This is a genomic window from Chryseobacterium ginsenosidimutans (genome assembly GCF_039536845.1).
GTDB lineage: Bacteria > Bacteroidota > Bacteroidia > Flavobacteriales > Weeksellaceae > Chryseobacterium > Chryseobacterium ginsenosidimutans_B.
The window spans coordinates 447,719-467,388 of record NZ_BAAAZJ010000010.1 but is presented as its reverse complement, the minus strand read 5'-3'; the positions used below and the strand labels follow the sequence as shown (position 1 = coordinate 467,388).

Below are 19,670 nucleotides of genomic sequence, written 5' to 3'. Positions count from 1 at the left end.
ATGAAAAAATCAATTTTAGCAGTGTTTGCGCTGTTGTTATCATTGGCGTCCTTTGCGCAGAAACTCTCTGCGGACCAGATTACAGGTGTTTGGAAATGTGATGATTACAAAATCGAGGTGTTCAGGGCAGGCAATACTTACTCGGCCAAGCTCTTATGGTCGAAAGAGATGTTCGAAGCAGATGGTAAAACGCCAAAAAAAGACATTAAAAATCCTAATGAAAAGCTCCGTAGCAGACCCATACAAGGTCTTACGCACATCACCAGCCTTGTCTACAAGGACGGTGAATACTTAGATGGTAAGTTGTATAGCGTACAGGATGGAAACACCTATAGCCTGAAAGGAAAACTGACGGGCCCCAATGACCTGGAAACCCGTGGCTACAAAGGTATACCACTGGTGGGAAAATCATTTAAATGGAAAAGAGTTCAGTAATTAATTATAAAAGCAATGCTTATGAAAGATAATAAAGACAATTTGTCGAGGTTTTGGTTCGTCGTTTCCAATGTTTTTCCCCCTATAGGATTTTTCCTATATTTCAGACACAGAAAGGTATATCCGAATAAAGCCAAAAGGGCTTTAATAAGCGCCATGATCGGCGTGCCGATAGCCATACTAGGAGGTTACATCATGAACACTTTTGTCCTTAATTAAATTATGATAAGAAACATTATTTCAGCAGTGCTGCTGCTCATTTCGGTAACGCTCAGTTTTAAACATGCCTGGGATACCATATACTACAAAAGTAATCCGGAGTCCGTTAAAATGATGGAAAGTTTAGGGATCAGCGAAACGTTCATTCCATATCTGGCTGTGGCATCTATAGCGGTTGGCGTACTTTTGCTCATTCCAAGTACCTTTTTTCTGGGCAATATGTTAAATGCTATCCTTGTCGTAATGATCATGGGGCTTGCGCTGCGAGCCGGAAACTACCGCATCGCGTTGATGGAGATCCCGTTTTTAATTCTGCCATTAGCAATAATCTGGCTGAAATATCCGTTCAAATTTAAATAAATGCAGTATGTTAAACAGCAAACCTTACCGGATCAGTTCCATAACGGAAATACATCGTTTGATGGGACTTCCTAAACCGTATCATCCGCTGATCAGCATCATTGACCTGAAAGGCCTGAAAAATGATACGGGTATAGACGCGGTAATATTCGACCTGTACGTGATATCAATGAAAAGAGGATGTGACGGCTTACATTACGGGCAACAGAAATACGATTTTGACGAAGGACTGATGGCCTTTATGTCTCCCGGCCAGATCCTGCGTGGTGAAGAGAACGGTGTACCTCCGGATCTGGACGGCTGGATGCTTTTCATACACCCTGACTTTCTCTGGAACACATCACTTGCTACCAAGATCAGGCGATACGAATACTTTAGCTATGCTACCAATGAAGCGCTGTTCCTCTCGGATAAAGAGGAGATAGTGATCAATGACTTGGTAAAAAATATCAAAACTGAATATCATTCCAATATTGATAGGTTCAGTCAGGACATTATTATCTCAAACCTGGAGACTTTGTTGAATTACGCCGAACGTTTTTATCAGCGCCAGTTCATCACCCGAAAGATAACTAACCATCAGATCTTAAACCAGGTGGAAGAGCTCTTAACGACATACTTAAACAACGAAGCACTGCTTTGCGAAGGATTGCCAACCGTACAGTACTTTGCCGATGCATTGAACATATCCGCTAAGTATTTAAGCAGCCTGTTAAAACAACTGACCGGCCAGACGATGCAGCAGATGATCCATGAAAAGCTGATCGGCAAGGCCAAAGAAAAATTGTCTACGACGCGGATGTCGGTAAGTGAAATCGCCTATCAGCTTGGTTTTGAGCATCCCCAGTCGTTCAATAAATTATTTAAGAGTAAGACCAAACAAAGCCCATTGGATTTCCGGCAGTCATTCAACTAAAATGCTCATGCAGCTTTTACATAAGATGGCACGAAAGCGGGCATTTCACCGTCATCGTACAGAAAGTTTAATAGAACATTACTAACTGAAAATCATGAAAAACAACGAAATTATTATCGGAACCAGAACTCCTAATCCTTTGATTGCAAGAAAGCCAGATTACGGAACCACGTGCCTGACGGGCTAGGGTTTCTGGGGAGAACCTAAAGACCGGAATGGTGCTATCAAATTGCTAAAGCAAGCTGTAGAACTGGGTGTCAACTTTTTCGATACAGCAGACTTCTACGGACCAGGCGCTACCAATAGACTGCTTGCTAGCCGAAGCGGTTTACCCCTATCCGGACGATATCATTATTGCCGCTAAAGACTAGTTGGTAAAATCAGTTGTCTCAATCACTTCATTTTTTACCATATGGTAATTTAGTGCTTTACGCTATATATTATCTTTACATAATGGAAGCGATGATAAATCTTATCCTGCAATTTGGTGACCTGAACAAACAGCAGATCGAATTTTTGCTGAGTAAGGTAGAAATGCTCGAATTCAAAAAACACGATTATCTGTCGGAAGCCGGTAAGGTTCCCCGTTACGTGGCATTCGTGTTGGAAGGCGTGTTCCGTTTTTGTTATTATAATAACAAGAGTGAAGAGATCACCAATTATTTTGTGGACGAAGGCAATTTTGTAGTCGATAACGAAAAGTTCGAATCGCAGATCGCGGCCTCGGAATACGTACAGGCCGTTACCGACTGCAAGGTGCTTGTTTTTAATAAAAAGGATTGGGACGATATATCGAACACCATTGTGGGCTGGGAAATGATGAAGGCAAAAATGGTAAAAAAATGTCTTACGCTTGCTATGGAGCGTCGCAGTCCATTGGTTTCAGAAGACGCCACGACGCGTTACCTGTCGTTTATTGAAGCTTTCCCCAATCTCATCAACCGGATCCCACTTTCCTACGTGGCCTCGTACCTGGGCGTCACCCAACAATCGTTAAGCCGTATACGCCGTAATATTCATTAATGTCACTTTTTACCATTTGGTAAATGTTGTTCTGTTGGTATTTTCAATATTTGCATATTCATTTAAATAATAATAAAGATGAGCAAAAAGATTGTATTAATAACCGGAACAAATAGTGGTTTTGGCTGGCTTACCGCCCACAGCGTAGCTACTTTAGGACACAAGGTATATGCCACGATGCGTGATACTCAGAGCCGTAATGCCGATAAAGCGGCAGCGCTTTCGGCTGTAGAGAACGTAACCGTTTTGGATGTTACCCTGACAGACGATGAAAGCGTAAAACAGGCCGTTGACATCATTTTGGCTAAAGAAGGCACGATTGATGTGCTGGTGAACAACGCTGGTTACGGCATGACCGGTGTTGCGGAGAGCTTTACTACGGCTGATGTGCATACTACGTTTGATATCAACGTTTATGCCCCTTGGCGACTGATCAAACAGGTGCTGCCCGCCATGCGCAAGCAGTCCGACGGACTTATCATTAATGTGACCAGCGGCTTTGGGCGGGTGTCGTTCCCGTTCGCCACCATGTATGCTGCCTCGAAATTTGCGCTGGAAGGAATAAGCGAGGGCCTTCACTACGAGGTAAAGCGTTTAGGCATTGATGTGGCTATCGTGGAGCCGGGCGCTTTCCCTACTGAGATGCAGCAAAAGAACAATCCAGCATCTGATCAAGGCGTATTTGAGGGGTACGGTGCCATTGCCGATATCCCCAACAAAATGGTGGCCGCATTGGGTGGAGAAATGCAGGCTAAAAACCCTGATCCGCAGGACGTTGCCGATGCGATTGTAAAACTTATCGGCACCCCAAAAGGCACCCGGCCTTTACGCACGGTGGTTGACCCGATAACCGGCCAATACATTGAAGCCGCCAATCAGGCCGTAGCCGAACAATTTGCCAAAGGATTGACTGTGTTTGGGATGGGTGAGCTATTGTAGGTAGAGCAGATTTTAATAAACGGCAGTGGCGTGAGCTACTGCCGCTTTTGTTTGTGGTTATTGGAAGATCACAGGCAAAATAATTATGGAATTTGGTTATGACCGTATTTAAGGCGCTGAAGTCATTAAATACTGAGGTTCTTAGTCTACCAATCTTAAAGGTAAAGCCCTTTTCGTATTGGCAATAATATAATTTTGTATGCCAAAATATTTAAGTAATGGTTCATTTAAGTCTATCATTACCTATTTTTTATTAGAAATATGATTCGTCAAAATCAATCTGCCTTATGGATTAATAATTGTCAATATTAAAATTTAAAGAAACATTTTTTTTAACTGCTATGAATAATGTTTTTTAAATTAATCATAGTCAAAATTTTTTATCCCAAAGATTTCTGTAAGTAATACTTGATCGGATCACTATATCTTCTTCGAAAAAGACATACAGATATTTTTTTTGCCAGAAATAGCTTTTTCCCAGATAAAAGATGAGCTCTTCATCATAACGATCACTGAGGCAGGCCAATTCTATGCCCTCAAGGATATCCTTCCTTGTTCTACCGCTTAAACTATTGTAAATCATATGCTCTTTATCAAGTTATTTTTTCTGGTGCTTATTTAAGACTTTTGAGAATTCCATAGTCTGAATATTTTTCTTTTTGCTAAGGCTATGTGTTAATATTATTTACCCGTGAAAACCTTCCGATGCGGAAGGTTAGCGGGAACAAAAAGTCTGTCCAATAGGGAACTGTGTTTATAGAATCGTCATCAGCTGTTGTATATACCGTATCTCCTTTTTGGGTAGTGGCATATTGTAGTGGCATATTATTATCTTCCAGCTTGATCTGGAATGTAAAGGTTTATTTTATAAGAGTGGTTTTAAATAAGCTTTTTTTGATTTTATTCTTGTAGTTGTAATATCAATTGCGGTATGATATTAACCTACTTGCCGCGTAAAACATATAAATTTGTTATGTAATAATAAGATGATAACCAGTATTTTAAAATCCTTAAGGCTTCCAGAAAGACCATTTGCTGCCATTAAAAACAGCTAAACGTTTTGCGCCCGTCTTGTTGATATAAACCATCATTCCCGGAGAAGGATTGGGAATAGTTTCAACATCCTGCACAATTGGTAAAACCATTGATTTGGTTGTAGATTCTAAAACCAAAACACCGTTTGCCGTACTTGATGCTGCTCCGATTATTACTTTTTCACCAGATGTTTCTGGCACCTGTGCCGCCGTTGGCTGAGTTGCTAAAGCAGTTGTTACATCTGCATCCTGACCGCTAAGATCTATCCATGCTCCATTGTAATATTTTATACGGCCTTTGGTGGTATCCGATGCATCAAGAACCATAGTTCCTTCTGTAGGAGCAGCAGGCAATGTTCTGACATAGGGCAAAATGATTCCCTTATTTTGGTTAGGTGCAAAATCTAATAAAACAGAAGTTTTTACAGTTGATGTACCAGTAGCATCTCCCATGATAATCTGGGCGTTCGCAAATGTTGTAATTCCTATAATGATTGCTGATATTATCTTTTTCATGTTATTTTATTTTTCTGATAAAGGAGAAAGTTTTAATGATAATTAATCCGGAAATTTTCTATTTAAATTAATTACGGACAAGCTGCAGTACTGAAACAGCTCCATGCAGTTCCGTCGTATAATTTCAAACACTTGGCAGTGGTATCGTATACCATCATTCCTTCTTGCGGAGACGCTAAAGCATTCACCTGAACTGTTGTTAATCTGGAAATTACAAATCCTTTGCTATTGGATTCTAAAACCATGTGAGCTGATTTTCTGCTTGCCGGCCAGCTTCCGTTATTGGGACTGGCTTTTTGTAATTGCGAAATACCCAATTTACTGTCTGCACCCGTCGCACCGGTATTCGCATCATTATAACATACACATCTTTGTATAAAATAAGCATTGGTTTGTGGATAATAGGTGTCCCCAAATATAGGAGATGAAGTAGACACGAAATTGTTGGTAGAACCATTCGTTCCCTGTGCTTTGATTTCAAATTTAAACGTTTCATCAGGTTCATAAATAAGATCATTAACAGATGTAATATTAATGGCTATTCCATCCTCGTCATTATTCGGACTTGAATAGCCGGGAGTTACTCCGCCATCATAATTTCCTGCAGGTATTGTTACCGTATAGATACTGCTGCCTGCTGTGTGAGCGACAACCGGTGTACCATTTGAATTCGCAACCCCCGTCACCGTAATATCACTGTCTGAGGCGAAAGCTGTACCATTTGCAGGATCTATTAACTGAAAAGCCACCGTAGTTGCCGCCGTTACAGCACCACTGATTCTCATAAATAAATTTCCATTGCTCGTACCTTCACAAGATGACAAGGCATTAGAAAATTTTAAGTCAATAAGTGGATTTAGGGTAATTTTGATATCATCCAGTAAATTTCCTGCTCCGGGATTAGTTGTATTGAGAGCTCTAAAACCTACCCTGTAAACACCTGAAGTACCTGTAAAAGTATAACTTCCGGTGTTAGTTGACCACGCACCCGTACTGGAAGGTAAAGCGGTTTGTCTTATTGTAGCAATATTTGTCTGGTTTTGATCTTCAATAACCATTGCTGCACGCTCCGATGTATCCAATCTGGCTCTGTGTCTAAAATTGAAGCTGATGATATCTCCATTTGCCAAATACATATTTTGATAAATCATAGAGCTCACAAAAGCATTCAGTTCAACAAAATTGCTTCCCTCAGCAGCCGGTACACTACCAAAACCGGTTCCCCAAATTTCGATAGGATGACAGTCCCCGGAAAAGCCAGCAACACAAGCACCCACTTGCGTTGGATGTGAAGTGTACCATGGAGAAGTAACCGTAGATCCGGCATCAAATGTAGCACCAAAACCGAAGTTGGCATCAGATTGGGAATTTGTTGAATTTGCAACACCAAATTCAAGACCGGGATTTACGATAACCCTGGTCTGTGCAAAACTAGTATGCTGAAAACCAAAACTTAAGAAGAAAGTAAGAAAAAATGAAAATGAAGTGAAATAATTTGTCATTGCATTTATTTTTTTTAAACTGATTGTAAGAGGATTTAATGAAGAGCAAATATTGGCTCGCTAGTCAATACGAGTTGCCGATAAAAATTAAAATATGGGACGATCTAAAAGCTTAGTAATAGACTTTTATCATTATTTGTAAAATTGTTTGGTTGTTAGTACGGCAAACTTACAGCTGTTTACAGAATCCTGCAAATAGTTAAATTACCATTTTCTAGAATTTGGTATTCTTCCGACATGTAAAATGTTGATTATTAGGGTATATTAATCTTTTGTAAATGTGTTATTTACTGTATTTCTTATGTATCTGTGGTATAGCTTTCTTTCAGATGGATGATAAAGGCAGATGGTGTCATGCCTATAATTTTTTTGAAAACGGGTGAAAATTTACTGGATGAAGAAAATCCGGCTTCTTCTGCCAGCAAGGATATCTTATAATTTCTAAATTTCGGATCTTTCCTAAGTTTAGAGACTATATAGTGAACCCTTAAATCATTAATATAAGTGCTGAAGTCTTTTCTTTTATGAATCTGTAATACAAAAGACAAATATTTTATATTGGTTTTACAATATGCGGCAAGGTAGGGCAGTGAAATATTACTATTTTTATATGCGTTTGAATCTTCAAATTCCTTTAGTTTTAAAAGTATCTTTTCCACGGTTCCGAGTGAAACCGTAAACTTTTCGGAAACTATATTGATGTCTTTTTCATCAGAACTATTTAAAACGATGGAGTACCTATTTTCATTTTCCAGCAAAAGGTTCTCTTTATTGTCCAGGTCATTTAACAATTGCTGAAATTTTTTAATTTCCCTTTTTTGTATAATTCGATAACTTATAAAAAATATAGCGGCAACAATCATTAGCAGTAAAGTAACAATAATGATTATTGAATTAGTCTTTTTTATTTCTATATTTTCTGCGTCAATTTTAGTGTATGATGTATTAATGAAATTTTGTCCATTGTTTTGAAGTGTATTTTTTATGGTTTCGCGCTTTTCTTTTGTTTTTACCAGATCATCTATATTTTTTGTCAAAGCATAATATTTCTCTGAGGTTTCGTAAATTTCATTTTTTAAGGAAAGATATTTAGATCCGTCAGCAATTCTCATTGCAATATCAAGGTGTTCTTTAGCTTTTTGTAGTTTATTTTTCTTAAGATAAATCAGTGCAATTCCATTATGTATAAGCCCTAAAAGATAATTTTCCGGAAGATTTTCTGATAATTGAAGGGCATTTTCGTAATGTTCAAATGCTTTGTCAAGATTTCCCAGGTTATAGTAATTGTAGCCTAAAAGCTGCTCGTTATTAATGAGTGGAAAAGAGTTATTTGATGGAACTTTAGCTAAATAAATTTTAGCCGTTTTAATTTGTGCAATAGATTTTTTGTAGTTCTTTTGCTCTATTTGATAATAGGCCAATTCCTGCATCAGGAGTGCCATTATATTATTGCTGACATTCGGATCGTTAATATCTTTTGTGGTTTTAATTCCTAATTCTATGTAATTTTTTGATTTGTCAAATAGTTTTAGATATCGATAGTGTGTCGCTAAAAAACCATAAATTTTCGCTTTCCAAATGGCATTGTCGGTGTTTTCAATAATACTTTGCGATTGTAAAGCAAAATCTAACGATTTTTCAAATTCGCCGGACTGGTCATATAAAGTAGCAGAAAGCATTAAGCTTTTGATCTGTAATAGAGGTGTTTCAGAAACTTCATAAAGAGAATCGGCTACCATAACAGCTTTATTAAAATCTTTTTGCGAAGTCTCTAGGAATGTCCTATTATATATTGCATTGAATGCTTTAATGTCCTGACCGTAAAAAATGGAGAAGAATAAAGAGAAAAATATTGTGAGAGCTTTCATAAATTCTTTTATGCTGCAAATATAAAATAACGAATATTTATGACCTATTAATACTATATTAATTGCTATAGTGTTAGAGTTAATTTATTATTTCTTGTAGTATTAGTACAGGTTAAATTGTTTATCTCATCAATAATCGGATAATTTTGAAAGCAGGGTGAGGAGGAGATAAATAAGATAAATGTGCAGGCTTATGAGTTAGATCTACTTCGAAAACATATAGCTTATTATACTCCTCCTTGGTACGCCCGAAATACTGGCAGTGGATTAGTGGGGAACTTAAATTATCCGTTTGCTAGTACGGAAAACCAACTATACCAAAGATGATGAACCAATAGAATTATAGCAGTTGCTGCTGGTGGGCGGCCGCTATCATTTCGGCAACATTCTTGACTTCAAACTTTTGGATCAGGTTCCTTCGGTGGGTATCCACTGTAAGAGGACTTAAAAACAGTTCCTGGGCGATATTCTGACTGGTTTTTCCCTGCGCTAGAAGCGATAGAATCTGCTTTTCCCTTCTGGTGAGTTGTGGAGTACCGCGCAACTGGTTTTTGGTCGGTCGGCTGATAATTTCCACTACTTCCATACTATAACAGATATTTCCCTTTACGGCCTCCGTAATACACTGGCGAAGCTCCTCAAGCGAGCTGTTTTTTAGAAGATAGCCACTGGCGCCGTTCTGGATGGTCTGCATAATAATGCTCCGTTCGGTATGGTTGCTGAGAATGAGTATCGTTGTATCCGAGAATTCTTTTTTGACCATCTGGCAAAGTTCCATACCGCCAATATCTGGTAAGGTAACATCCAAGAGGACAAGATCAACGGGGTTCCCGCTTAAATAAGAAAGAAGCTGCTTCCCGGTTGAAAAGCCGGCTACAATCTCCAGATTGTCTTCATTTTTAAGCAGGGTTTTAAGCCCTTCGATAACGATGGGGTGGTCATCTACTATGACAGTAAGCAGTTTATTCATCAGTACTTGTTTTAAGTTCAATGTTTATACTCGTTCCTTCGCCTGGAGCAGAATGCACTTCAAATTTTCCTTGCAGGAATGCTATTCGGTTGCGAAGGTTATCCAGACCCATTCCTTTCTTACCGGAAAGTGAGGTCATATCGAAGCCTCTCCCGTTATCTTCAAAGGTGACAAAAATGGTATTTTCATTTTGGCTGCACTGCAAGATAAGGTTGTCCGCATGGGCATGCTTGATCGCGTTTGATATCAGTTCCTGCACAATGCGGTAAATGTTGAGCTGTACGTTCATCGCAATGTTTTTTTGGATGCCGAACATTTCTGAAGTAATCAGGAGTCCATCACGCATATAGAATTCGCACAGGTCTTTTAACGCGGTTTCAAGGCCAAACTTTAATAATGTCTCGGGTACCATATTGCGGGCAATCCGGCGCAGTTCGGTGACGGAAGTGTCCAACTGTCCGATAATACGGTGAAGGTCTTTATCATCGGAGATGCCGGGCTGGGTATCTGTCCAGCCTGAAAGCCCTATTTTAACTCCTGATAGCATTCCGCCGAGACCATCATGCAGATCCCTTGCAACCCGTTCCCTTTCAAGCTCTTCACCTTCAAGCATCGCTTTGGTGATCTTGAGCTGGTTCTTCCTTTCCATTTCACTAAGTTGCTGCCTGTAATTAATCTCTCTTTGCTGTGCCAGCTTCCGCCTGCTACGGGCAGTAAGAAGTACAAAAACAAGCAAAAGAAGAAGAAAAAGGCATCCCATGCCCAAGATAAGCTTATACAGGCTGTCATTGCGGGCGCTAAGCTGTGCCTGTCTGTTCTCAGATTGCAGGGTCTGTATTTTTTGCTGGCTTTTCGCGCTACTGTACCTGGTCTCCAGCTCATTAATCTTTACCTTGGTTTGGTCACTGCTTATACTGTCACTGGTCTGGCTGTATTTGCTCAGCCAATGATAAGCCTCTTTATAATCCCCTAACTTTTCATTTATTTTGGACAGTTCGGAATAAATCGTTGCCCTGTCATTGATTTTGGCGGTCAAAGTCCCTTCTTTCACAATATCCAGTAATATCTGCCGGGCCTTTCCATATTCTTTCTGCTGTTGATAGACATCATATCGGCGGAAAAAAAACTGTTGGTAGAGTTGCTTCTGGTTATACTTTTTAGCCAATGCAATACCTTTGTCTATACTGCCGAGTGCTTTATCATAAGATTTGATGGTGGAGTAGTATAGGGCTTCGTTATTATAATACAGCGGATAGTTCAAGGAGGAAGGATATGGTTTTAGTAGCTTTTGTGCTTTTTCCAGCAGCAAACGAGCTTTTTCCGTTTGATTGTCGTATGAATAGATGCTTACCCCAGTAAGATAAGAAAACAGCAGGTCAGTGGAACCAGGGTCTTTTTTTTCTAAAAGGCTTATAGCTTTTTCATTGTATGAAGCTGCTTTTGAAAACTGGTAGTTGTTCATAAGAATAGTTGCAAGCTGGGTATAATAGTAAGCCACGCGGCTCGGGTCACCTGCTTTTTCAGCAATAGGGATGGACTTTTCCAACGTTATTTTCGTAATAAAATCATACCCCATTTTGTCCATGTTCATCAGAGCATAGTTGTACCACGATGCAGCCCGCTTTACATAGGCCTTTTTAGTGCTGAAGCGGGAAAGTGCTTCTTCAGCTTTTTTAAAAGCAACGGATGCCTTCGGTTTGTTCCAGTTGAAGTAATACTGTCCCTGATAGAAAAGAACAAGTGCCTTTAAATAACTGTCGTTTTTTGCAGCCGCCATTCCCGCATCCAGATATGCTCTACTCTTCAGGGTATCCTTGAATTTCCAATATTCAACCAATAGAAAATTGGTATTCGCTCTTGAGCTGTCTGGAATCTTTTTTTGCAGAATATGCTGCAGACTGTCGAGATAATGCTTCTCATTAAGGGGAACCTGTTGTTGGCAGGAAGATTTAAATGAGATCAAAATACATATCAGGAATAGAAAAGCTTTTGTCATTGTTAAAAAAAATATTTATCATTGGCTGCGGATCAAATTATTCAATTTAAACCCTTCAACCAAAGTAATTATACGTGTAAATATCCGATATAATTGTCAAGCAATTTACATTCGGTCACAAACTACCTTTAAAAATACCTAAAAACCAGTAGAAAAAAAACGATAATAATCGGTATTTCTTTGCGTTGTCACATGCAATAGCTTTGTTGCTACACCTTAATTATAATATTATGAAAACATTATCCTTTAAAGATTCTTCTCGGATAAATACTACCCGAGAAACATTTAACAGTGTTGAGTTATTAATCCTTAGATCAGTATGATGAAGCTAAAAAAAAATATTGTTGCATTTATCTTTGCAATATCATTAACAAGTGTAGCATCTGGCCAGTACAAGGAGCCTGAAAAAAAAGATAAGGTAGAGGTTTTCCGTCCGGAAGTGGCATTTGACTCCCTACAGGCTAAAAAAATGCTGGCAAAAGGTACAGCGACGATAAAGGGGATCGCCTTTACTAAACCTAAAAATAATTTAGGCTTTAAATCTGGTCAGCGTATTTATGCTAACAAGATCAAGGTAATTCTTTTTCCTGTAACCCCTTATTTTGAGGCTTGGTATCAACTTAGAAAAGACAAGGAAAGCCTTAGAAAGAGGCGATATGTGTATCTCTCGGACCAAGCCTACAGATACAGGCTTGAAGCAGTTACCAACAGTGACGGGGAATTCACTTTTCCCGAGATGAAGCCGGGAAAATATTTTCTGCAGGGATTTCTTGGCTATACACACTACGGCACCTATAATCAATATACAGGCAGTGGTTATAACGGCTATGGTGGGCGGACAGATTATTACCAACAGAAAGATTATTCTGTGGACCATGAAGACAGGATAGAAGAATTTGTCGAGGTAAAGGAAAACGGTGAAATCGTTAAAGTCAGGCTCCATTAGATTACAAAAATATCTTATATCATGATAATAGATAAAAAAATCACCGGGCTACTGTTCCTTGTATTATTGCTCTCAGGAATTGAGGTACATGCCCAACTCAGTGGTATATTTCAAAAAGCAAAAGATAAAGTCACAAAAACCATAGAAAAACAGATTGACAAAAATACCAATTCAGAAGGAGCGAAAGCCGCAGATAAATCAGGAAACCGCAGTAGCACTGTAGTGACTGGTGATTCGTTGGTTTTCGCCGAAGATTTTTCTGCATTTCAACCGGGGACTACTGCTACAAGCTTCAAAACCAATGGAGCGGCTACTATTACAACGGTAGAAGGTCAGAAAGGGAAATGGTTGGACGTAAAGGATAAGGAGATTTACAAATTTTCCAATCCGCTCAACTATCCCCGCCGGTTTACCTTATCTTTTGACATTATCGCAAAAGCAGAACAGATAAAAGATATTGCGCCATTGTCGTTTGGTTTTGCCAGCGATAACAGTGTCCGTCAATATGCAAGCAATATCGGGACTTATGTGCAACTGCACTACTACGATACTAATCAGGTTAATATAGGCAGCAGTAAGCCGGAAAAATTTGTAAATACGACCTTTGATCTTGAGGCATGGATCAATCGTCCGATGCATATCGTCCTGTCGGTTGATGGGGAACGGATGGCGGTATATCTCAATGATGTAAAGCTAGCCGATACGGTTCTCTTCAGCCCTACAGTGGCTAAAAATTTCTATATAACGGCACCGTGGCGATATGCTAATGATTCAAGAATACTGGTAAGTAATTTCAAAGTTTCAGGATTTAAGGAATAAACTAAATAGTATCCGCAGTCTGGCAACTTATGGTAATCCATTGATGGTCATTGAAAAGGATGGCATATCTTTGTAATCTCATATGCTTTCCGTTCGATGTGAGCAATATTTACATGTGCAGCAAAGGATATGAGCGATTTGTTAACGAAGGGCATGTGTCATGATATATTTAAGCGATACTATTGCTTGTACCCAATATTTTTAATTTAATATATAATAAATGAATAATTACAAGTGGATACTTCTGTTTTGCATTGGAACATTAGTTTTTACTCCAACCGTTTTTGCACAAAGTAATCCTGGGAATATGGATATTGACAGCCTGATCGGTAAAAAGATGTCCGAAAGCGGGATTGTCGGACTCGGTGCAGCCATTATTATCGATAAAAAAGTTGTCTGGAAAAAAGGGTACGGATTTTCCGATAAACAAACCGGTGAAGCTTTTACAACATCAACTTTGATGAATATTGCGTCGGTTTCTAAAACCATAACCGGTGCCTGTCTCATGAAAGCAGTAGAGCAGGGGAAACTTTCCTTGGATGAGGATATTAACAACTATCTTCCCTTCAAAATTCACAACCCTTATTTTCCGGAAGAAAAAATAACCCTCCGAAATCTTTCTACCCATACTTCTGGCCTTACCGATCGGTATCCTTTCTATACCGATAGCCTTTACTTTAAGGGTAAAGATTCGCCACAGGAATTGGGTGATTTCCTGAAGAACTATTTTATTCCCGGTGGTAAGTACTATTCCAAAGAAAATTTTCTGAACCATAAACCAGGAACATTCCGTGAATATTCCAATATTGGGGCCGGACTTGCAGGGTATATCGTTGAAGTAAGGACAGGTCAAAAATTAAACGAATACAGTAAAAAGTACCTGTTTGGTCCATTAAATATGAAAGATACCGGCTGGTTTATCTCTGAGATAAACCTGAAAAAGCATACAAAGCTTTATGAAAAGCAAGGTGATGAAGTCCAGCAAATACTTTTATACGGCTGTACTACTTATCCCGACGGAGGAGTACGAACCTCTGTAGACAATTTAAGCAATTTCTTTATCTGTCTGTTAAGCGACGGGAAATTTAAAAACAGGCAGGTGTTAGAAGTTAAAACTGTTAGAGAAATGCTCAGGTTCCAGTTTGATGATGCCAACAAACCTGAAAATGTCAAGCCACAATCCCTGAATTCAGGGATTTTCTGGGCGACCAAGATGGGTGGTACCAGGATCGGACATAATGGATCAGATCCAGGGGTAAGGGTTTTTATGCTTTCTGATCTAAAGAAGCAAGTTGCGGTCATCCTTTTCATGAATACTTCGTTGAGTGAAAAAGAAGAGAATAAATTCTTTGAGATCTATGAAGATCTTTATCAATATGGCATTAAACTTAAGGATAGACGAAAACTGTGAGATTAATTATAACTGAAATAATATACAATCACGATGAAGCAAATATATAAGCAGATGATTAATTATTCTCTGTTGCTGTTTATGCTGGCTAATAGCAGTTGCAAAAATACTAACAGTGAAAATACTACTGTTGATAAGCATGAAAAGAAGCCGCTAACAATAGCTAAAGAGAAGTGGCATTGGGGAGGCGGCAAAGATCAAAATACAACAGCGGGATATGCTCAGGTTGTTAAATCCGGGAAGGTAATTTACATTTCAGGCGTTCCTACCAATGACCTGAGCCCAAAAGGGGTCAGCGAGGTTTATGAAAGGCTTAATCAATGTCTGAAAGCGTTTGGCGCTTCTTCAAAGAATGTTGTTAAAGAAACACTTTACACGACAGATATTGAAACTATGAAAAAGTATAACAGTACCAGAAAATCCTTTTATAAAGGCGATTTTCCTGCTGCAAGCTGGGTTCAGGTAAACAGGTTGTATGAGCCGGATGCGAAGTTGGAAATCGAACTAATTGCACATCTTGAAGAAGATGAGGAATAAAAACGTATATAATGGTCATTCCTTTGCAATGGTTTGAAAGTTTATCATAAGCTGCTAACCATTACCAACAATCAATTACGCGTTAAAAATATTGGAAAACTTTCTCCGGTATTATGAAGAAATGGAAAATTCGACTCTGTCAGAAATCAATACCAAAATACACACACAATTTGTAATAAAAACAAATACATATGAAGGCTTTTCTCAAATGGATCAAACGGATAGGATTAGGCTTAGTTACATTGATTATATTATTGCTTATTGCAGGATTTATCTTTGAAAGGATATCCCGGAATGATGCTGAAAAAATCAAACCTGACGGTAATTTTGTGGAAGTTGACAATCACCGGTTGCATTATTACAAAAAAGGAAATGGAGGACCAACTGTTGTTTTTGAAACGGCATTCGATCCGGCCGGACATCTGCAATGGTACCATATTCAACAAGAATTACCCTCTTCTTATACAAGTTTTTCATATGACAGGTCAGGAATATTATGGAGTGAACGCGGTCAGAATCCAAAATCAGGTGAAAAGATGGCTGAAGAACTGCATCTCTTGCTCGAAAAATCTAACGTACCCAAGCCTTATATTCTGGTTGGACATTCGTTTGGAGGAACACTTGTTCGGTTTTTCATCAATCAGTATCCTCAAGATGTTGCAGGCGTAATATTGGTGGATAGTCAATGTCCTGATGATAAAAAATATCTATCACCGGAACTGTTCAAAATGGTCAATCAGGGGTTGCCAGGTAGTTTTTTGAAGTTTGCCAATACTTTTGGGCTTGCCAGATTAATGTTTAAAAGTATGTTTCCCGCTGAAAAACGATATAAATATCAAAATTCCATCATGCCCGCTTTGCTTTACAAAAGTGCAGATGCGGTGTTGGAAGAACAGGGTCACATGAGTTCTGTAAAAAAAGAAGCGGCAAAAATAAAGTCTTTCGGTAATATCCCTCTTTTGGTACTGACCGCTGCAGATCCAAAGCGTTACGATTCTTCTATTAAAGACAAAAAATTAAAACTTGAAATGATCAATGCGTGGTATAAAATGCAAAAATATTTTTTACTTCTTTCAACAGACAGCAAACAAATTCTAGTTCCCAATAGTGGTCATTATATCAATCAGGATAATCCAAAAGTAGTTGAAAACGCAATCAATGAAATGGTGGGTAAAATATTGCATCAAAAATAAGTTGCGATTTGTACAGGGTTCAAGGTTAGAAATTTTATTAAGCTTTTATACATTAGTGAAAATATCAACTTCAATTACCCGCTTTCGTCAAGCCTAAACGTTATAGGTAATTTTTAAAAGTAATCATATGATTAAAAGATTTTACATCACGATATTGTTTTTAATGTTCATTCAATTATCGTTTGGGCAGGAAATTTCAATTTTTCATGACAGCATTTCAACTAATTTCAATGAAATAAAAATTGAGGCAGACAAACATCAACAACTATGGAGAAAAAATTTATATGGACCGATGCTATTAGTCAATCCTGATTCGAGGCAAATATTTGCAAACTTTCCCGATAGCGCTGGTATTTTCAAGCAAAACGGCAAGATTTATTCCGGAATTTTACCTGCCGAAATTAATATTGCGAACACGGCTGTCAATTGGAACGGCAGACGTTGGGCTATGATTATGCTTCCATTGCCGATCAATAAACAGGACAGAATAAATTTGCTTGCCCACGAGTTGTTTCACGTAAGTCAGCCATTATTAGGTTTCCAGCTATTTAACGTTGAAAACAATCACCTTGATCAAAAGGATGGTAGAATTTATTTGCGTTTAGAACTGGAAGCATTAAAGAAGGCGTTACAAACAAACAATAAAATTGAACGAAAAACGCATCTTACTAATGCCTTTACTTTTAAGAAATACAGATATTTGCTTTATCCCGGAGCAGACACTACCGAAAACTTATTAGAACTAAATGAAGGGATTGCTGAATACACGGGTTCAATAATTAGCGGGAGAAATAAAAAGCAATTATCCAAACACTTTGTGCAAAGCATAAATTCTTTTTTGAGCAATCCTACATTTGTCCGTTCATTTGCTTATCAAACAATTCCTGTCTACGGTTACTTACTTGATAATACAAAAAAAGGATGGAACAGAGAAATAACAATTAAAACAAACCTGGCTGAGTACCTTATAAAAGCATTTGATATAACAGTACCAAATGATTTAAGGAAAACGACTGCCTTAATTTTAAATCAATACAACGGAAAGGCAATTATTTCAGAAGAAGAAGCAAGAGAAAAAAAAACAAAAAAACTGATTGCTGAGTACAAAAATAAATTTATTGCCCAACCCCATTTTGAGCTTATATTTGAGAAAATGAATGTATCATTTGATCCAAGAAATATTATACCCATTGAAGGCAAGGGAACAGTCTATCCAAATATTAGAGTTACCGATAAATGGGGAATACTTACCGTTGAGAATGGAGCGTTAATGAGCTCTAAATGGGACAAGATTTTAGTCACCAGTCCTTTGAAAACGGAGAATAAAACTATAAGCGGAGAGGGTTGGGTACTAGAGCTTAATGATGGATACTCTGTGACAAAAGATGAAGTAACGGGCAACTATAAACTGAAAACTGACAAAAAAATAGAAACTACGCATAACGGATTAGCAAATTAACAGAAACGGAATACGGCTTCGGTTTGAAAGCGTAACGAGAGCAGTCATTTTCCCTGAAATAAACACAATCTCATTAGAAATTAAAAATATATTTAATATCTTGACTTCATTAAAAGAATTTTTTTAAAGTCTACATTTTATTGTATTAATTATTTCTTATAAATTTACTTGTAATACGATTAGTTTCAATTTTATATTAGCTTAATGTGGTATATCAATGATTATGATTTTAATATAAATATTCCTCAATATTTTTTTACCTCAAGCTAGATAATTTTATAACCTTGCATGTTGTTAATTTTATTTAATTACGATACTATTGATCCCATTCTGTAATGCTTCTTCCTCTCCGATAATTGCCTGTCCTTCCGAACGAAAAATGTCAATTACATTTATGCCGATAAGTTCAAGGAAGAAACGAGTGTAATTAGTTGCAAAGTCATACTTCTTTAATTCGCCTTCTGAATAAATACCGCCAGAGGAAGTAGCAATATAAGCTTGTTTATGTTTTAATAGACCTTCTGGTAACAATCCTTTTCCCGTATAGCGGAAAGTAATACCGGATCTGGCAATACTGTCGAAATAGGCTTTTAAAGTTGAAGTTATCGTAAAATTATACATAGGCGCTTCAATAACTATAATATCAGCTTCCTGTAATTGGTAAATAGCAAGATCAGAGTGTCTTATGGACATGTTTTGTATGGAAGAACGATCATGCGGACTTGTAAAAAATGAATTGATATGCTGCTCGTCCAGATGCGGAATTTGGATTTTTGTAAGGTCATATTCCTGAACTCTACTATCAGGGTATTTTTCAGTTATTTTTCTAACAATTTCTTTTCCTAGTTTTCTGCTAGATGACTTTTCTATTTTCGGGCTTGAACTGATGTGAAGAATTTTTTTCATTTTATTATTTATGCAACAAAATTACATATCTTAGCTAATAAAATATTAGTACTAAACTAAAGGTTAGTACTAATATTCAGGTTACTAAATTATTTCATGATGGTTAAAAAGCAGCAGATAATATATTCGGAGGTAGAATGTGCTAAAAACTTAGCTGCAGTTGAAGATGCTTTGTATGTACTAGGTGGTAAATGGAAACTGAGGATTGTTATTGCATTGGTAAGCGGGCATACACGATTCAATGAAATACAGAGAACGGTCATAGGGATTTCTGCAAGAGTGCTATCAAGTGAGCTAAAGTCCTTAGAAATAAATGGTTTGGTAAAACGGACCGTGGCTGCGGATAGTACTCCAGTTATTGTAGAATATGTTCCTACCGCATATGCAGAATCGCTCAAAAATTTAGTGTCAGTTTTGGGTGATTGGGGAAGAAATCATAAAAGTAGAATTCAAAAAGGGGAGTAAATTAATATCCGATATTTTTTCAAATAACTTAAAACCATTTTCAACCGGCATATTGACGTCCAGAAATACCAATGCAGGAGCTGTTTCCCTTATAACTACAAGGGTTTCATTTACGGATTCTGCCTGCCCAACTATTTTGACATCCGGGCAATATTT

The 19,670-nt window shown here is 38.0% G+C and carries 18 protein-coding genes and 1 pseudogene; 13 read left to right on the top strand and 6 right to left on the bottom strand.

Going from position 1 to position 19,670, the window contains the following annotated elements:
• From ABD745_RS14060 to ABD745_RS14035, 6 genes and pseudogenes are all read left to right on the top strand, one after another.
• Nucleotides 1-435, top strand: a complete 435-nt coding sequence (locus ABD745_RS14060; protein WP_344831055.1) for a DUF2147 domain-containing protein — start codon at nucleotides 1-3, stop codon at nucleotides 433-435.
• 222 nt (nucleotides 436-657) lie between these two features.
• Complete coding sequence (locus ABD745_RS14055) at nucleotides 658-1,014, top strand: hypothetical protein (protein WP_344831053.1); 357 nt, start codon at nucleotides 658-660, stop codon at nucleotides 1,012-1,014.
• A 7-nt stretch (nucleotides 1,015-1,021) separates the two neighbouring features.
• Nucleotides 1,022-1,930 carry a helix-turn-helix domain-containing protein gene (locus ABD745_RS14050; protein WP_425549800.1) on the top strand — a complete coding sequence of 303 codons (909 nt, stop codon included), beginning with the start codon at nucleotides 1,022-1,024 and terminating at the stop codon, nucleotides 1,928-1,930.
• Between the two features lie 211 nt (nucleotides 1,931-2,141).
• Nucleotides 2,142-2,294, top strand: a pseudogene (locus ABD745_RS14045) (aldo/keto reductase); the annotation flags it as partial.
• A gap of 89 nt (nucleotides 2,295-2,383) precedes the next feature.
• Nucleotides 2,384-2,953: a Crp/Fnr family transcriptional regulator gene (locus ABD745_RS14040; RefSeq protein ID WP_344831046.1), complete on the top strand. Its 570-nt coding sequence runs from the start codon at nucleotides 2,384-2,386 to the stop codon at nucleotides 2,951-2,953.
• Between the two features lie 78 nt (nucleotides 2,954-3,031).
• A complete protein-coding gene (locus ABD745_RS14035) occupies nucleotides 3,032-3,892 on the top strand; it encodes an SDR family oxidoreductase (protein WP_344831044.1) in 861 nt (286 codons plus the stop codon).
• 1,010 nt (nucleotides 3,893-4,902) lie between these two features.
• Here ABD745_RS14035 and ABD745_RS14030 read toward each other — a convergent pair.
• From ABD745_RS14030 to ABD745_RS14010, 5 genes are all read right to left on the bottom strand, one after another.
• Nucleotides 4,903-5,442, bottom strand: coding sequence for a hypothetical protein (locus tag ABD745_RS14030; RefSeq protein WP_344831042.1), 540 nt, complete (start codon nucleotides 5,440-5,442; stop codon nucleotides 4,903-4,905).
• A gap of 71 nt (nucleotides 5,443-5,513) precedes the next feature.
• Nucleotides 5,514-6,944, bottom strand: coding sequence for a hypothetical protein (locus ABD745_RS14025; RefSeq protein WP_344831040.1), 1,431 nt, complete (start codon nucleotides 6,942-6,944; stop codon nucleotides 5,514-5,516).
• A 299-nt stretch (nucleotides 6,945-7,243) separates the two neighbouring features.
• The gene (locus tag ABD745_RS14020; protein WP_344831037.1) at nucleotides 7,244-8,812 is read right to left on the bottom strand and encodes a tetratricopeptide repeat protein; all 1,569 of its coding nucleotides are present in this window, start codon (nucleotides 8,810-8,812) and stop codon (nucleotides 7,244-7,246) included.
• A gap of 340 nt (nucleotides 8,813-9,152) precedes the next feature.
• Nucleotides 9,153-9,782, bottom strand: a complete 630-nt coding sequence (locus tag ABD745_RS14015) for a response regulator transcription factor (protein ID WP_344831035.1) — start codon at nucleotides 9,780-9,782, stop codon at nucleotides 9,153-9,155.
• The gene (locus ABD745_RS14010; protein WP_344831032.1) at nucleotides 9,775-11,778 is read right to left on the bottom strand and encodes a tetratricopeptide repeat-containing sensor histidine kinase; all 2,004 of its coding nucleotides are present in this window, start codon (nucleotides 11,776-11,778) and stop codon (nucleotides 9,775-9,777) included. Before ABD745_RS14010 ends, ABD745_RS14015 begins: the two co-directional genes overlap by 8 nt.
• Nucleotides 11,779-12,097: 319 nt before the next feature.
• Here ABD745_RS14010 and ABD745_RS14005 point away from each other — a divergent pair, with 319 nt between their 5' ends.
• From ABD745_RS14005 to ABD745_RS13980, 6 genes are all read left to right on the top strand, one after another.
• On the top strand, nucleotides 12,098-12,724 hold the full coding sequence (locus tag ABD745_RS14005) for a carboxypeptidase-like regulatory domain-containing protein (protein ID WP_344831029.1): 627 nt from the start codon (nucleotides 12,098-12,100) through the stop codon (nucleotides 12,722-12,724).
• A gap of 21 nt (nucleotides 12,725-12,745) precedes the next feature.
• Complete coding sequence (locus ABD745_RS14000) at nucleotides 12,746-13,543, top strand: hypothetical protein (RefSeq protein ID WP_344831026.1); 798 nt, start codon at nucleotides 12,746-12,748, stop codon at nucleotides 13,541-13,543.
• Between the two features lie 220 nt (nucleotides 13,544-13,763).
• On the top strand, nucleotides 13,764-14,954 hold the full coding sequence (locus ABD745_RS13995; RefSeq protein WP_344831023.1) for a serine hydrolase domain-containing protein: 1,191 nt from the start codon (nucleotides 13,764-13,766) through the stop codon (nucleotides 14,952-14,954).
• A 33-nt stretch (nucleotides 14,955-14,987) separates the two neighbouring features.
• Nucleotides 14,988-15,491 (top strand): RidA family protein, encoded by a 504-nt coding sequence (locus tag ABD745_RS13990; protein ID WP_344831021.1) that lies wholly within the window; start codon nucleotides 14,988-14,990, stop codon nucleotides 15,489-15,491.
• A gap of 191 nt (nucleotides 15,492-15,682) precedes the next feature.
• Entirely contained in the window at nucleotides 15,683-16,684 is a 1,002-nt protein-coding gene (locus ABD745_RS13985) for an alpha/beta fold hydrolase (protein ID WP_344831019.1), read from the top strand.
• Between the two features lie 127 nt (nucleotides 16,685-16,811).
• Nucleotides 16,812-18,143 (top strand): hypothetical protein, encoded by a 1,332-nt coding sequence (locus ABD745_RS13980; protein ID WP_344831017.1) that lies wholly within the window; start codon nucleotides 16,812-16,814, stop codon nucleotides 18,141-18,143.
• Nucleotides 18,144-18,443: 300 nt separating this feature from the next.
• On the opposite strand, the gene ABD745_RS13975 is transcribed toward ABD745_RS13980, so the two are convergent.
• Nucleotides 18,444-19,049 carry an FMN-dependent NADH-azoreductase gene (locus ABD745_RS13975; protein WP_344831014.1) on the bottom strand — a complete coding sequence of 202 codons (606 nt, stop codon included), beginning with the start codon at nucleotides 19,047-19,049 and terminating at the stop codon, nucleotides 18,444-18,446.
• Between the two features lie 96 nt (nucleotides 19,050-19,145).
• Between ABD745_RS13975 and ABD745_RS13970 the strand changes: the two genes are divergently transcribed.
• Nucleotides 19,146-19,514: a winged helix-turn-helix transcriptional regulator gene (locus ABD745_RS13970; RefSeq protein WP_344831012.1), complete on the top strand. Its 369-nt coding sequence runs from the start codon at nucleotides 19,146-19,148 to the stop codon at nucleotides 19,512-19,514.
• The last annotated feature ends 156 nt before the right edge of the window (nucleotides 19,515-19,670 follow it).